The organism is Streptomyces sp. NPDC053076 (assembly GCF_044546845.1).
GTDB lineage: Bacteria > Actinomycetota > Actinomycetes > Streptomycetales > Streptomycetaceae > Streptomyces.
Genome location: NZ_JBITZL010000004.1, coordinates 636955 through 651281 on the forward strand (window position 1 = coordinate 636955; position 14327 = coordinate 651281).

At 71.3% G+C, this 14327-nt stretch carries 13 protein-coding genes; 6 read left to right on the forward strand and 7 right to left on the reverse strand.

From position 1 onward, the window contains the following. Window positions 1-144 precede the first annotated feature (144 nt). The 3 genes from ACIGYR_RS20260 to ACIGYR_RS20270 are packed head-to-tail and all read left to right on the forward strand — an operon-like array spanning window position 145 to window position 3215. Window positions 145-1434, forward strand: a complete 1290-nt coding sequence (locus ACIGYR_RS20260) for a magnesium transporter MgtE N-terminal domain-containing protein (RefSeq protein WP_391840499.1) — start codon at window positions 145-147, stop codon at window positions 1432-1434. Continuing rightward, the gene (locus tag ACIGYR_RS20265; RefSeq protein WP_399597652.1) at window positions 1424-2038 is read left to right on the forward strand and encodes a DUF1003 domain-containing protein; all 615 of its coding nucleotides are present in this window, start codon (window positions 1424-1426) and stop codon (window positions 2036-2038) included. Before ACIGYR_RS20260 ends, ACIGYR_RS20265 begins: the two co-directional genes overlap by 11 nt. Before the next feature lie 43 nt (window positions 2039-2081). After that, window positions 2082-3215 (forward strand): Mrp/NBP35 family ATP-binding protein, encoded by a 1134-nt coding sequence (locus ACIGYR_RS20270; RefSeq protein WP_391840495.1) that lies wholly within the window; start codon window positions 2082-2084, stop codon window positions 3213-3215. A gap of 191 nt (window positions 3216-3406) precedes the next feature. Here the strand turns inward: ACIGYR_RS20270 and ACIGYR_RS20275 are convergent, their stop codons facing one another. Continuing rightward, the gene (locus tag ACIGYR_RS20275; RefSeq protein ID WP_399597648.1) at window positions 3407-3841 is read right to left on the reverse strand and encodes a hypothetical protein; all 435 of its coding nucleotides are present in this window, start codon (window positions 3839-3841) and stop codon (window positions 3407-3409) included. A gap of 178 nt (window positions 3842-4019) precedes the next feature. Between ACIGYR_RS20275 and ACIGYR_RS20280 the strand changes: the two genes are divergently transcribed. After that, complete coding sequence (locus tag ACIGYR_RS20280) at window positions 4020-6635, forward strand: DUF6185 family protein (protein ID WP_399597646.1); 2616 nt, start codon at window positions 4020-4022, stop codon at window positions 6633-6635. Between the two features lie 48 nt (window positions 6636-6683). On the opposite strand, the gene ACIGYR_RS20285 is transcribed toward ACIGYR_RS20280, so the two are convergent. The 5 genes from ACIGYR_RS20285 to sigE form a co-directional block, all read right to left on the reverse strand. Beyond that, complete coding sequence (locus tag ACIGYR_RS20285) at window positions 6684-7349, reverse strand: hypothetical protein (RefSeq protein WP_399597643.1); 666 nt, start codon at window positions 7347-7349, stop codon at window positions 6684-6686. Window positions 7350-7588: 239 nt separating this feature from the next. After that, the gene (locus ACIGYR_RS20290; protein ID WP_399597640.1) at window positions 7589-8041 is read right to left on the reverse strand and encodes a sec-independent translocase; all 453 of its coding nucleotides are present in this window, start codon (window positions 8039-8041) and stop codon (window positions 7589-7591) included. An 84-nt stretch (window positions 8042-8125) separates the two neighbouring features. Next, a complete protein-coding gene (locus tag ACIGYR_RS20295) occupies window positions 8126-10057 on the reverse strand; it encodes a S1C family serine protease (protein WP_399597638.1) in 1932 nt (643 codons plus the stop codon). Window positions 10058-10188: 131 nt separating this feature from the next. After that, a complete protein-coding gene (locus ACIGYR_RS20300) occupies window positions 10189-11208 on the reverse strand; it encodes a zf-HC2 domain-containing protein (protein WP_399597636.1) in 1020 nt (339 codons plus the stop codon). After that, a complete protein-coding gene (gene sigE, locus ACIGYR_RS20305; protein ID WP_391840480.1) occupies window positions 11205-11918 on the reverse strand; it encodes an RNA polymerase sigma factor SigE in 714 nt (237 codons plus the stop codon). Before sigE ends, ACIGYR_RS20300 begins: the two co-directional genes overlap by 4 nt. Before the next feature lie 236 nt (window positions 11919-12154). Between sigE and ACIGYR_RS20310 the strand changes: the two genes are divergently transcribed. Continuing rightward, entirely contained in the window at window positions 12155-12850 is a 696-nt protein-coding gene (locus ACIGYR_RS20310) for an O-methyltransferase (RefSeq protein WP_399598631.1), read from the forward strand. Window positions 12851-12937: 87 nt separating this feature from the next. Here the strand turns inward: ACIGYR_RS20310 and ACIGYR_RS20315 are convergent, their stop codons facing one another. Beyond that, window positions 12938-13105 carry a DUF3117 domain-containing protein gene (locus tag ACIGYR_RS20315; RefSeq protein WP_018544333.1) on the reverse strand — a complete coding sequence of 56 codons (168 nt, stop codon included), beginning with the start codon at window positions 13103-13105 and terminating at the stop codon, window positions 12938-12940. A 373-nt stretch (window positions 13106-13478) separates the two neighbouring features. Here ACIGYR_RS20315 and ACIGYR_RS20320 point away from each other — a divergent pair, with 373 nt between their 5' ends. Then, window positions 13479-14282 (forward strand): enoyl-CoA hydratase/isomerase family protein, encoded by an 804-nt coding sequence (locus tag ACIGYR_RS20320; protein WP_391840478.1) that lies wholly within the window; start codon window positions 13479-13481, stop codon window positions 14280-14282. The last annotated feature ends 45 nt before the right edge of the window (window positions 14283-14327 follow it).

Here is a 14327-nt window from a genome sequence, read left to right on the forward strand (position 1 = left end):
CACCCGGCGGAGCCAGTTCGTCCGGACCCCCCACCAGGGCGTATCCGACCGGTACGGGCTAGCCTGAAGCGCACCCGAGCGGGCAATTGCGAGCAATTCCCACACAGCAGTCCCCCTCGATTCCCAGGCAAAGGAAGCAGAGCCATGGCAGCCGGCGTCCCTCGGATCTTCGTCTCGCACCTCGCCGGGGTCCCCGTCTTCGATCCGAACGGCGACCAGGCGGGCCGCGTGCGCGACGTGGTCGTCATGCTGCGGGTCGGCCGTCGGCCTCCGCGTGTACTCGGGCTGGTCGTCGAGCTGTCCACCCGGCGCCGCATCTTCCTGCCCATGACCCGGGTCAGCGGCATCGAGTCCGGCCAGGTCATCATCACCGGCGTCATGAACGTCCGCCGCTTCGAGCAGCGTCCCACCGAGCGGCTGGTCTTCGGTGAGCTGCTGGACCGGCGCGTGACGCTGGTGGAGACCGGCGAGGAGGTCACCGTCCTCGACGTGTCCGTGCAGCAGCTGCCCGCCCGCCGGGACTGGGAGGTCGACCGCGTCTTCCTCCGCAAGGGCAGGAAGGGCAGTGCCTTCCGGCGGGCCAAGGGCGAGACGCTGACCGTCGAGTGGTCGGCGGTCACCGGCTTCTCCCTGGAGGAGCACGGGCAGGGCGCCGAGAGCCTGCTCGCCACCTTCGAGCAGCTGCGCCCCGCCGACCTCGCCAACGTCCTGCACCACCTGTCCCCGAAACGGCGGGCCGAGGTCGCCGCCGCCCTGGACGACGACCGGCTCGCCGACGTGCTCGAAGAGCTGCCGGAGGACGACCAGATCGAGATCCTCGGCAAGCTGAAGGAGGAGCGCGCGGCCGACGTGCTGGAGGCGATGGACCCGGACGACGCGGCCGACCTGCTCTCCGAGCTGCCCGAGGAGGACAAGGAGCGGCTGCTGAGCCTGATGCAGCCCGCCGACGCGGCCGACATGCGCCGTCTGATGTCGTACGAGGAGCACACGGCCGGCGGTCTGATGACGACGGAGCCGATCGTGCTGCGGCCCGACGCCACCGTCGCCGACGCGCTCGCCCGGGTCCGCAACCCGGACCTCTCCCCCGCCCTCGCCGCCCAGGTCTATGTGTGCCGTCCGCCCGACGAGACCCCGACCGGCAAGTACCTGGGCACCGTCCACTTCCAGCGGCTGCTGCGCGACCCCCCGTACACCCTGGTCAGCTCGGTCCTGGACGACGATCTCCAGCCCCTGGAGCCGGACGCCACCCTGCCGGTCATCGCCGGGTTCTTCGCCACCTATGACATGGTGGCGGCACCCGTGGTGGACGAGTCCGGGGCACTGCTCGGCGCGGTGACGGTGGACGACGTACTCGACCACATGCTGCCCGACGACTGGCGGGAGACGGAGTTCCACCTGAACGAGGGGGAGGAGGCGCCCACCCATGGCTCCTGAGCGCGAGACGGCGAGCCGCGAGCGCAATCCGGTGGGCGCCACGGCCGCCACCCGGCCCCGGACGCTCCGGCTGGACCAGCCGCGCCCACCGCGCCGGCGGATCGTGCCCGAGTGGGACCCGGAGGCCTTCGGCCGGCTGTCGGAGAGGATCGCCCGGTTCCTGGGCACCGGCCGCTTCATCGTGTGGATGACGGTCGTCATCATCCTGTGGGTGCTGTGGAACATCGCCGCACCGGTGTCGCTGCGCTTCGACCAGTACCCGTTCATCTTCCTGACCCTGATGCTGTCCCTGCAGGCGTCGTACGCGGCCCCGCTGATCCTGCTCGCGCAGAACAGGCAGGACGACCGCGACCGGGTCAACCTGGAGCAGGACCGCAAGCAGAACGAGCGGTCCATCGCCGACACCGAGTACCTGACCCGGGAGGTCGCCGCGCTGCGCACGGGTCTGGGCGAGGTGGCCACCCGCGACTGGATCCGCTCGGAGCTCCAGGACCTGATGAAGGAGCTGGAGGAACACCACCGCCACGACGGGCACGGCGCTCACGTCGTATTCCCGGCAGAACGGACGGACCGCCCACCGGGACGTGACACAGACGACCGCTGAGGGGCATCCCTCAGGTCCCTCGGCGCGCCGTACCATCGTCCTTATGGCTACGGAAGACGCGGTGCGCGAGGCACTGGCGACGGTGAACGACCCCGAGATCAACCGACCGATCACCGAACTCGGGATGGTCAAATCGGTGGAGATCGGCACGGACGGAACGGTCGCGGTCACCGTGTACCTGACGGTCTCCGGCTGTCCGATGCGCGACACCATCACGCAGCGCGTCACCGAGGCGGTCTCCCGGGTCGACGGCGTCACCCGCGTCGACGTCACCCTGGACGTGATGAGCGACGAGCAGCGCAAGGAGCTGGCGGCGGCCCTGCGCGGCGGCCAGGCCGAGCGTGAGGTGCCCTTCGCCAAGCCGGGCAACCTCACCCGGGTCTACGCGGTCGCCTCCGGCAAGGGCGGAGTCGGCAAGTCCTCGGTGACGGTGAACCTGGCGGCGGCGATGGCCGCCGACGGGCTGAAGGTCGGTGTCGTGGACGCCGACATCTACGGCCACAGCGTGCCGCGCATGCTCGGCGCCGACGGCCGGCCCACCCAGGTCGAGAACATGATCATGCCGCCGTCCGCGAACGGCGTGAAGGTCATCTCCATCGGCATGTTCACCCCGGGCAACGCCCCGGTCGTCTGGCGCGGCCCGATGCTGCACCGGGCCCTCCAGCAGTTCCTCGCCGACGTCTACTGGGGCGACCTGGACGTCCTCCTGCTGGACCTCCCGCCCGGCACGGGTGACATCGCGATCTCCGTGGCCCAGCTGGTCCCGAACGCCGAGATCCTGGTCGTGACGACCCCGCAGCAGGCGGCGGCGGAGGTGGCCGAGCGCGCGGGCTCCATCGCGGTCCAGACCCACCAGAAGATCGTCGGCGTGGTCGAGAACATGTCCGGCCTGCCCTGCCCGCACTGCGGCGAGATGGTCGACGTCTTCGGCACGGGCGGCGGCCAGAGGGTCGCCGACGGCCTGACGCGCACGACCGGCGCGTCCGTCCCCGTCCTCGGCTCGATCCCGATCGACGTGCGCCTGCGCGAGGGCGGCGACGAGGGCAAGCCGGTGGTCCTGACCGACCCCGACTCCCCGGCGGGCTCGGCCCTGCGCGCCATCGCCGGAAAGCTGGGCGGCCGTCAGCGGGGCCTGTCGGGCCTGTCACTGGGGATCACGCCGAAGAACAAGTTCTGAAATCGGTCGCCTGCGATCTGCGGCTCCGCCACCGGTCAACTCTCTGACCAGCGGCGGATCCGTCGACGTTTGTCAGCGTTGATCGCTGCTGCATCCGCGACAAGTAGGCGGACCGGTGACGCTCGACGCCGGGGAGCGGCACGTGCTCCATGACGCAAGGGGCGCCGTTCTTTCATGACGGCGCCCCTTCGTCATGCTCTGCGGTCTTCGCGGGCGTCGCGGTCTTCGCGGCCGTCGCGGGCGTCTGTGCTTCCCGGGCAGAGGTCGAGCGTGGTGCAGAGCAGGATCTCCTCGCAGGGGCCTGCCCCGGACTCCGCGCCCGGCTCGCGTGCGGCGTGCGGTGTGAACCGCCATTGCGACGCCTTGGCGTGCCGCGTCTCCTCCGCCTTCTCCACCTCGACGTGGAGGGTGCGGGCTTCGGGATCGTGCGTCTCCACCAGCACCTCGTCCGCGGCGAGCGGGAAGTGGTCGTGCAGCAGGCACAGCCCGAACCGGTCCAGGTTGCCGTGCTTGGCGAGCACCGCCACCAGATCACTGACGAACTCGGCATCCCGGGGGCCCAGTCCTTCGGCCGCCTCGAAGCGCGGAAGCGGATTCCGCGAGACGCTCATCTGGGTGTCGGTCATGGGTCCTCCGTCATTCGAGTGACGGTCACCGGCCTCCATTGTCAGCCGCCGGACCTGCCCCCGCAAATGCCAATGGCACGTCCAAGCAGGTACGTGTCGGCGGCCCGCCGTGTGTCTGTGAATGACATGTACAACGCTTTGTCTAGATTCGCCGGGGACGTGGAGAGGTGTCGGTCCTATGGCGATGTATCAGTGGCGGCGGCTGCTGTCACTCCTGGTGCTGGTGGCGTGCGTGTCGGGGGGCGGCACGGCCCGGGCGCGGCAGGGTGACACCAGTGCTGACTGCCCGTCGGACGGCCTGGAGGCCAGCGCCGTCACCGCCACTTTACGGTTGGAGCAGCACAGACGCTCGGTCCCCTGGATCACTTCCGACATGACGGTGCGGGTGCCCAGGCAGTGGCCACTGGCCAGGCAACTGGCGTTCGGTGAGAAGTCTCCGCAGTACCACCAGGCGATGCGCTGCCTGCTGCTCGGGGACGAGACTCCCGGCACGCGGAACGAGTGGCGGCCCCATGACCCGGTGGTCACCGTCACCGACTCCTCGGTCCAGGTGCACTACGTCGCCTACGGCTGGATCACCACGGAGAAGCCCGTCCTCGTGGGTCCCTGGCAGATCATCCCGACGGACCGGACCTGGATGATCTACCTGTGGCCACGGACGCTGCGGACGATCCGGTGGAAGCGGATCGAAGCCGATCTGGGCGGCCTCGATTTCAACGACCTTGTGGAACAGGCGTCGTCCTCCACCGGTGACCATCTGGTGTGGACGGACGCGCTGCCCGAAAAGGTGCAGGTGGAGGTCGATCCACCCTGGCAGCGCGGACTGTCGGTGAAGCTCAGTGAGTCGCTTTGGGCCACCGCGGGAATCGCCTCGTGGTGGGTGTGCGCCTCGGTCCTGATGGCTGTGGCCGCGCTACGCGCCAGGCGCGCCGAAGCCGACGCCGAGCGGGGGGCGGACCGGCGGCCACCGGACGCCCCGGGGGCCCAGCGATCGATGGTGGACGTCTCCGACACCGACGCCAGGCGCGCCTCCAGTCTCACCGGCACGCTGCTGGAGTGGGCCGGGCTCAGCACGGGAGTCGCCCTGGCACTGCTCCTGTTCGTCCCGCAGGAGCCCATCTCCCCGCGGGCGTACGCCTTTCTCTGCATCCCCGCCGGCTTGGTCCTGGTCCTCGCCGCCCGCCCGTGGAGCCCGGACACGTCGCCGGCCTCGCCTGGCACCGTCCCCGACGAGGGGGCCCGGCCCGGAGGCATCCGGCGTCGTCAGGTGCTCGCCGTCGTGGTGACCACGTGTGCCGTCGCGGGCGTCGGTCTCCTGGTGATCCCGGCCCACGGCCTCTTCGGGCTCCCGGGAAGCCTGGGGCCGAAGACGACGACCGGCTTCGGCCGCGCCGGGCTCGCCCTGCTGGGCCTGGTGACCGTCTGGCTGTGGCTGGCCGCGATGGTGGCCTGGACCTGGCGCTTCGCGCGTGAGGGAGGACTGCTCCACGAGCGCTGGACCAATCGGTGGAACGAGACCCCCGCTCACTGCGTGGCCTTCGTCGGATGCCTGCTGGCCGCCGTCGCCGGGGCGATGCTCGGGTGCGCCTGGTGGGTGAACAACAGGCAGTGGGCGCGCGTCAACTGGCTCGCCGAGCAACATGACCTCGCGGCTCACAACGCGTCCCTGAGCAAGCTGCTGGAGGGTTTCTTCTACACCGACCTGCGGTGGCTCTTCGCCTACAGCTGGGTACTGACGGGAATCGCCCTGCTGGCCCTGCTGCGTTTTCGCAACAGGGCGCCCCGGGCGGGCGACCGCCGCAGGTACACGCGCTTCTCCCTGGGCCCGGGCAAGCCCGATCTCCTGCTGACCGTGTCCCTGTTCGCGTTCTTCGTGGGCATCCGAGCGGCGAAACTCGCAGGCGCCAGCGCGCTCTACGGCGTCTGGCTGCTGCTCAACATCTCCGCCCTGTACGGCGTCCTCGCCCTGGGGCGCCGGTGGTCGGCGCTGAGCCGGATGGGGGAGCGCTTCTGCTCGCTGCGGCTGGGCACCCAACAGCACCAGAAGGAATTGCTGGAGAAAGCTCGTCAATACCGCAACGCGAACCACCAGATGCACCTGCTGGACAAGGGGCATGCCGACGGGGTCACCTGCGAGCAGGTGGAGGAGAAGCTGCGCGAGCTGCGTCAGTGGCTGGTCACCGCATGCGACGGAAACGCTCCCCCGGAGCAGATCTCGGTGCTGGACATCGCCCTGGCCTGGGGGCCGGAGGGACACTGGTGGTCCAACGCGGTCCGCGCGGCGCGGCTGGCCTTCTGGTTCGGAACGCCGGCCACCGCACTGCTTCTCTACTACCAGGCGCACGATCCCTACGGGCGACAGCAGATCCTGTCCTCCCCCACCGGCCTCCCGGAGTTCGCCGCCAACCTGGCTCTTTATCAGCTGGCGTGGGCGGTCGCCGGTTTCACGCTCGGGGCGCTGTGGCGTCTGCTGCCCGGACGCCGGAGCCAGGCACGGGCCTGGCTCCTCACCGCCGGCTACGGCTTCCCCACGGTGCTGGCCGCCGCGCTCATCCACGTCACCGACACGGACCCTCGCCAGCTCCTCCTGTACGCCGCGCTCCTCCTCGTCGTACTGACGCTGACCAGCATCTGGATGGACATGGCGACGTTCCGGGACGATCAGCAGTACTGGCCCAGCCGTTTCGCCCTGATGCTGTCCGTCTACCAGCTCCAGGGCCTGTCCGGTCAGATCACCTGGCTCGGGGCTCAGATCGTGACCGTCATGGCGGTCTTCTCCCACCTGATCAAATGAGCGGACGGTCTGCGGCGCCCGGGAGGCTTCCCACCCGGGCCCGGCAGGTCAGGCGTACGCGGCGATGTCCTTGACCACCGCGAAGCCGAGCCCGTACGCGCTCATCCCCCGGCCGTACGCCCCCAGGTGGACCCCCGCCTCGGTGGTGCCGGCCAGCACCCACCCGAACTCCGACTCCCGGTAGTGGAAAGAGGCCGCCGCCCCGTCCACCGGGAGGGAGAGTCTGGACCACTCCGGTCCGTCCAGGTCGTCGGCCAGGGCCCACGCCGTCTCCGTCTGCTGCTCCAGCCAGTCGTCCCGCAGACTGTGGTCCATCTGCCCGGGCCAGGTGAACGACAGCAGCCCCACTCCGGCCAGCCACGCCGCGGAGGACACCGATGTCGCCTCCAGCAGTCCCGTGCCGTCGGCGCTCCGCCGGGACGGCTGCGCGGCGACCGTCACCACGACGGCGAACTTCTCCCGCGGCTCACCGGCGGCACCGGTCTCGCCCCGCACCGAGGGCTCGTCACCGTGGCCGATGGAACCGTGCTCGACGGCGCCGTCGGCCGCGGTGCCGACCTGCATCAGCCAGCGCGGTCCCGTGAACGCCTCGTCGAGCCCGTACCACGGGAAGGGCGCCCGCAGGTAACCGTCGACCGTACGCCGGGCGGAGGGGAGCTGCTGTCCGCCCTCCGCGGCCGGCGCCTGCGCGCCCACCCGACTCGTCGTCTCCATCTGCCCGGACGCCTCCTCGCTCTCGTCGGACCGGGCTGACCCGCCCCCCTTCGGGCGTACGCGTCCGGTCCGCGCAACAACTCGGCAGCATATCCACACCGCTGAGACCAGCAGGGCAGGCACTGGATGCGTGGGTCGCGCGAACGGCCTGTTCAGGTCGTGTGCGACGGGTGTGCGCTATGAAACACGTCACGTGCGCGGCGTGCGTCCGCGTGCGTGTCGGCGAGGAGCGGTGCCGGTTACGTGGCGTCCGCGTCGAACGGCGGGCGCTCGTCGTCGCCAGGAGCCTCGGGCTTCTTGGTCATGTCGATGCGACCGCCGGAGGAGGCCGAGGAGGCCGAGGAGGCCGAGGAGGCCGACGCCTCGCCGTCGCGGCTGTTCACCGCGTCCGTGACCTCGGCCATCTCCTTCTTCAGGTCGAACCCGTTGCGGATCTCCTTCAGCCCCAGATCGTCGTTGTCCAGCTGCTTGCGGATGAACGTCTTGGGGTTGAGATCCTCGAACTCGAAATCCTTGAACTCCGGACCCAGTTCGGTGCGGATGTCCTGCTTGGCGCTCTCCGAGAACTCGCGGATCTTCCGGATCGTGCGCGTCACGTCCTGGATGACCTTGGGGAGCTTGTCCGGACCGAAGACGAGCACGGCGAGCACGATGATGGTCACCAGCTCGAGTGGCCCTATGTCATTGAACACCTGACGCTCCTTGCGATGTCCTCGGTCGCTCAACGGTACCCGGCGTTCCCGTCCGACCGGTACCGTCCCAAGGTGAGACTTCCGTCAGTTCTGCTCCGACGCGCCCAGGACGAGTGACACCTCCCGCTGTGTGCCTCCGCGCTCGACCGTCAGACGCAGCCGGTCGCCGGGCCGGTGGGTACGGATCTTGACGATCAGCTCCTCACCGGTATGGACGCGCTCTCCGCCGACCTCGGTGATGAGGTCGCCCGCCTTGAGGCCGGCCCGCTCACCGGGGCCGTCCCGGGTGACGGCGGGGCCGCCGCTCGCGCTCTTGCTGTCGATACGGGCGCCGTCGCCGCCGTAGCCCATGTCGAGGGTGACGCCGATCACAGGGTGGGAGGCATGGCCTTCGTCGATCAGTTCCTCGGCGACGCGCTTGGCCTGGTTGACCGGTATGGCGAAGCCGAGACCGATGGAGCCGGCCTGGCCGCCGCCCGCGGAGCCGGAGCCGTTGCCGGCGGAGCGGATGGCGGAGTTGATACCGATGACCTCGGCCCGGGAGTCCAGCAGCGGACCGCCGGAGTTGCCCGGATTGATGGGGGCGTCGGTCTGCAGCGCGTCGACGTACGACACATCGCTGCCGTCGCTCTTCTCCCCGCCGGCCGTGATGGGCCGTTCCTTGGCGCTGATGATGCCGGAGGTGACCGTGTTGGCGAGGTCGAAGGGGGCGCCGATGGCGACGACGGGGTCGCCGACCTCGACGTCGTCGGAGTTGCCGAGGGGCAGCGGGGTGAGGCCGTGGACGCCGTGCACCTGGACGACGGCGAGGTCGTAACCGCTGTCCCGGCCGACGACCTTCGCCTTGACGGTGTCACCGCTGCTGAACGTCACGGATATCTCGCCGTCGGACCCGGCGGGCTCGACCACGTGGTTGTTGGTGAGGATGTGTCCCCGGGCGTCGAGCACGAAGCCGGTGCCGGTGCCCGCCTGGTCGGCCCCTTTGACGTGCAGGGTGACCACGCTGGGCAGCGCCCGGGCGGCGATCCCGGCCACGCTGTCCGGTGCCCGCCCGGCCGGAACGCTCCCGGCCTGCGGCAGCCGTACGCCGCCGCCGAGGCCCTCGCGCTCGACGTAGCCGCCGACGACTCCACCGATGCCCGCGGAGACGAGGGCGATGGCGAGGGCCCACACGACAATGCGGCGCTTGGCCCGCCGCAGGCGCTGCTCGTCCGTCAGCCGCCCGACGCCGGTCTGCTGCAACGGCCCCCGCGCGAGCACCTGCTCCGTGGCAGAGCCGGCCGCCCACGGGTCGTAACGCCCCCAGGGCTCCTCCCCCGACGGCACGGAGTCGACGGGCGGCACCAGGGAGGCGGGACCGGTGGCCGTGCCGGAGGCCACGGGGTCCGCGGGCACCGGCGCGGCCCCCTGTCCCGGCACGTGGGGCAAGGACCCCGAGGGGGCGGCGGCCGATACGTGAACCGCGGGCACGGGAGCCGGTGCCTGAGCCGCGGGCACGGAGGGCACAGGGGCCGGTGCGGGAGCCACGGGCGCGGGCAGGGGCGTCGGCGGGGCCGCGGGGGCGGGTGCGGCCGTCCCGAGCGCCGCTGTGGCCGCTGTGGGCGTCGTGGCCGCCGGATGCTGCACCGGTGGCGCGGGCGCCCAGGGGCCGGGTTCGCCGTACGGCGGGGTGCTGTAGGGGTCGGGGTCGTGCAGCGGCCGGTATCGCTCGGCGGGATCCACCACGGCGGTCGTACCGGCCACTCCCGTCGCCCCGGCCGCGAAGACGTCACCGGGAGCGGTGCCTGTCTGCGGAACCGACGCCGGCTTGGCCAGTTCGAAGTCGCCCTCGGCCCCCGTGACGTCCGGTACGGCACCACGGGCACCGTCAGCACCAGCACCCTCAGGACCACCGAGACCCTTGGCGCTCCCGGCGTTCTCGGCGCTCCCGGCGTTCTCGGTCCGGTCTGTCGGTGCCGCCCCCGCCGCTCCCTCCGGACCTTCCACCACCGGCGGGACACGGTTCCCCTCGTTCATGCTCTCCCCACGGCTGAGCCGTGACCGCGCGTCGGCACGGCCACGGACGTCTCGCACCGCCCCGGGGTCGTCGCCGCGGGCACGGCCTCACAGGATTCAACCAGGTTCGTGGGCCGTGGCGCAGTGGCCGGTCAGGGCGACTGCCGGGGCGGGGCGGGAGGGGCGGAGGGAGTGGGGGCGGAGTCGGGGACGGGGGCGGACAGCAGGCCGGAGCCGGTGGTCCCGGGAGGTGTGGACCAGTCGGCGAGCGGGAGGGCCACGGTCTCCTCGAGCGGGCGTATCAACGGGGAGAGGGCAGCCGCACCGGCGAACACCGGTGCGGTCACACCGCGCACCGCCTCGGTGCGGGCCTGCCCGCCGGTAGCGGGAGGCACCCCGGGCAGCAGCGGCGCGGACAGGGTCGTCGGCGCCACCGGGGCCGGTCCGAAGAGCCCGCCGCCCTGAGCGAGCAGCGGCGCCGCCGGCCGGCGGCGCTGGCTGTCCGGCGTGGCCGCGCCCCCGCCCGTGCCGGTGCCCGCCGAGCGCGTCGGGGTCACGTTGCTGCCGTTGCCGGAGCCGCCGCGGGCGTCGGCGGTCAGGCTGCCGGGGAAGGCGGTGGTGACGCCGCCGAGGGCGACCGCGGCCAGCGACACCGCGCCGGCGGCGGCGAACGCGAACCGCAGCCCGCGCGAGGCGGCGCGGCCGTCGTCCGGGCGGCCCACGGGATGGATGCGGAAGCCGCCGCCCTCGGGTCCGGCGGCACCGTCCGCGGTGGCGGGGACACAGCCGTGCGCGGGGACGTACCCGAACGGGAGGCGATCGTCGCGCCTCACCCCGAAGGCCCCGGTGTTCCCGGCGGGGTCGCCTCCGAAGAGTCCGCCCCCGGGGGACGGCGTGCCGCCGCCGTCCAGGTCACCTCCCCCGGGAAGGCCCTGGAGGCGGGCCAGGAAGCTCGCCGACGGCGGGGGCGGGGCCGCCTCCGCGAACACGTTCTTCAGCGCGCGCTGGGCGTCCGCCTCCGCCTTGCACCGGGCGCAGGTCGCCAGGTGCGCGAGGACCCGCTCACGCGTCTCATTACCGAGCTCTCCGTCCACCAGGGCGGAGAGCCGGTCTCCCAGGTGCTGCTCTGCGAGGTGCGCCTCCTCGACAGGTTTCGGCCGAGATCCACTCACGCGGTCGCGCCCCCTCCCCCCAGAGCGGGGACACGGGTCAGAAAGGAGCGCCGCTCGGCCGCGCGGGCCTCCGGGGAGCGGTGCGCGAGGGCCTTGCGGAGCTGGGACCGGCCGCGGTGGATACGGGAGCGGACCGTGCCCAGCTTCACTCCGAGGGTGGCGGCGATCTCCTCGTACGACAGTCCTTCGATGTCGCACAGGACGACGGCGGCACGGAACTCGGGCGCCAGGGTGTCGAGGGCCTGCTGGACGTCGGCGTCGAAGTGCGCGTCGTTGAAGAGCTGCTGCGGGGTGGGCTCGCGGCTGGGCAGTCGCTCGGCCGCGTCGTCGCCGAGGGCGTCGAAGCGGATGCGCTGCTTGCGCCGGACCATGTCCAGGAAGAGGTTGGTGGTGATGCGGTGCAGCCAGCCCTCGAAGGTGCCCGGCGAGTACGTGGACAAGGAGCGGAAGACGCGGACGAAGACCTCCTGGGTGAGATCCTCGGCGTCGTGCTGGTTGCCCGTCAGACGGTAGGCGAGTCGGTAGACCCGGCCACTGTGCGTGCTGACGATCTCGTCCCACGTGGGCGGAGTCCACGCCTGCGCGTCCGTGTCGGTGGCGAAGGTCGCGGTCTGGGTCTCGCCTGCGGCGAGACCCATGGCGTGGCTGTCAGCAGCGGTGTCGGTCACGGATTTCGGCCTGCCCGCCGATCCGAGGAAGCGCCGCAGCACTCCGCCCCGGTCCCCGGGCGCAGCCGCACCTCCCCTGTCGGCTCTGGTGGTGTCCAGTGGAGCCCCTACCATAGCCACCTCGCCCGTTAGCTCCGGATAAGCGGTTTTACGAGAATTTGATACCCGCTGATACGGCTCAGGCGGCTGCGTCAGCAGTTGCTCGGCGTCCTGGCGCACCTCTCGCCCCCCGTCGTATCCCCGGCCACCGTCTCATCCTTATAAACGCCCGGTCCCATCTGCGGGTTCCCGACGCCAACGGATACAGTCACGCCCAGGCAACCAGGGGACAGGAGAGGGTCATTACCGGCAACCGGCAGACGAGCTGGGCGTTCGCCGACGCCTTTGTCGCCGAGGACGAAGCGCTGAGCTGGGCCCGCGACCGGGCCCGGGAGGCAGGGCTGCGCTCGGTGACGCCCAGCACGGGCGCCGCGCTGAGACTTCTCGCCGCCTCCGTGGACGCGAAGGCGGTCGCGGAGATCGGCACGGGCTGCGGGGTGTCCGGGATACATCTGCTGCACGGGATGCGGCCGGACGGGGTGCTCACCACGGTGGACCCGGAACCGGAGCACCAGCAGTCCGCCCGGCAGGCATTCCGCATCTGCGGGTTCGCCAGCAACCGGGCCCGTTTCATCCCCGGGCGCGCCCTGGACGTACTCCCGCGTCTCGCCGACGCCGGCTACGACCTCGTCTTCTGCGACGGCGACCGGCTGGAGTACCCGGATTACCTCGATGAATCGTTGCGCCTGCTGCGGCCGGGCGGCCTGGTGGTCTTCGAGGGCGTGTTCGCGAACGGCCGTACGGTGGACTCGGGGCCGCAGCCGACCGAGGTGCTGCGGCTGCGGGAACTGCTGCGGACCGTCCGGGAGAGCCAGGAGCTCGTCCCGTCGCTGCTGCCGGTCGGCGACGGGCTGCTGTGCGCCGTCAAGCGGTGACCCCGGCCGCCACGCACCCCGGGAACGCGGCTGCCCCGGCACCTCATACGATGCCGGGGCAGCCACAAGGACAGGATCACTGGGACCTCAGACGACGACCTTCTTGAGAGCGTCGCCGAGCGCCTCGGCCTCGTCAGGGGTCAGTTCGACGACGAGTCGACCGCCGCCTTCGAGCGGAACGCGCATGACGATGCCCCGCCCCTCCTTGGTCACCTCGAGCGGGCCATCACCCGTCCGCGGCTTCATGGCCGCCATGCTCGTTCCCCTTCCTGAAACCAGCTCATCGTCTGCCGACGACCCCACGAAGGGCACCCGCCATCCAGGACGGACAGGCGACACCGGCATCGAACACATTGCTTCCCAGCCATTATCCCGCATCGCAGGACCCGATGACCAACATGAGTCGGCATCGCTTGGGCAACGCGCGCGAGCAAAACCACCCAATTCGGCGATGTGCCTGCGATACTGCGCCACCGCACGGAGCTCCGCCGGCCGACTCCGCTCCGTATTTCTTTGACGCAGGTCACATGTCCCGTCCGGCCCTTGGCCGGTGATCTCCGCCATGCTGTGCTCAGACATGGACGTACCGAGCGGTACGTCACCAGCCGTGAAACCGGAGGGATACGCCATGGCCGACACCGTTCTCTACGAGGTGAGCGACGGACTCGCGACGATCACGCTGAACCGCCCCGAGGCGATGAACGCGCTGAACATCGCGACCAAGGTCGCCCTCCGGGAGGCGGCGGAATCGGCGGCCGGCGACACCGCCGTACGGGCGATCCTGCTGACCGCCGCGGGCGACCGGGCGTTCTGTGTGGGCCAGGACCTCAAGGAGCACATCGGGCTGCTGGCCAGTGACCGGGAGAGCGGGACCGGGCAGACGATGAGCACGGTCAAGGAGCACTACAACCCCATCGTGCGGGCCCTCGCCGGGGCACCGAAGCCGGTCGTCGCGGCGGTGAACGGTGTCGCGGCCGGCGCCGGGTTCGGTTTCGCGCTCGCCGCGGACTACCGCCTGGTGGCCGACACCGCCGCGTTCAACACCTCGTTCGCGGGCGTCGCCCTGACCGCCGACTCCGGCATCTCCTGGACCCTGCCCCGGGTGATCGGCCCGAGCCGCGCCGCCGACCTGCTCCTCTTCCCGCGCAGCATCAGCGCCCAGGACGCGCTGGAGCTGGGCATCGCCAACCGGGTCGTCCCGTCCGCGCAACTGCGCGCCGAGGCCGAGAAGGTGGCCCGGGCGCTGGCCGGGGGGCCGACGGTGGCGTACGCGGCGATCAAGGAGGCGGTGGCGCACGGCCTGACGCACTCCCTCGACGAGACCCTGGAGAAGGAGGACGAGCTGCAGACGCGGGCGGGGCAGTCGGAGGACCACGCGATCGCGGTGCAGGCGTTCGTGAACAAGGAGAAGCCCAGGTATCTGGGGCGGTAGCCGCTCGGCGCGGCGGCCGCGGTCCGGTGCGGGCGGTAGGGCCCC

Coding starts and splice junctions, on each gene's coding strand:
- ACIGYR_RS20260 (WP_391840499.1), top strand. CDS start 145: ATGGCAGCCGGCGTCCCTCGGATCTTCGTCTCGCACCTCGCCGGGGTC.
- ACIGYR_RS20265 (WP_399597652.1), top strand. CDS start 1,424: ATGGCTCCTGAGCGCGAGACGGCGAGCCGCGAGCGCAATCCGGTGGGC.
- ACIGYR_RS20270 (WP_391840495.1), top strand. CDS start 2,082: ATGGCTACGGAAGACGCGGTGCGCGAGGCACTGGCGACGGTGAACGAC.
- ACIGYR_RS20275 (WP_399597648.1), bottom strand. CDS start 3,841: ATGACCGACACCCAGATGAGCGTCTCGCGGAATCCGCTTCCGCGCTTC.
- ACIGYR_RS20280 (WP_399597646.1), top strand. CDS start 4,020: ATGGCGATGTATCAGTGGCGGCGGCTGCTGTCACTCCTGGTGCTGGTG.
- ACIGYR_RS20285 (WP_399597643.1), bottom strand. CDS start 7,349: ATGGAGACGACGAGTCGGGTGGGCGCGCAGGCGCCGGCCGCGGAGGGC.
- ACIGYR_RS20295 (WP_399597638.1), bottom strand. CDS start 10,057: ATGAACGAGGGGAACCGTGTCCCGCCGGTGGTGGAAGGTCCGGAGGGA.
- ACIGYR_RS20315 (WP_018544333.1), bottom strand. CDS start 13,105: ATGGCGGCCATGAAGCCGCGGACGGGTGATGGCCCGCTCGAGGTGACC.
- ACIGYR_RS20320 (WP_391840478.1), top strand. CDS start 13,479: ATGGCCGACACCGTTCTCTACGAGGTGAGCGACGGACTCGCGACGATC.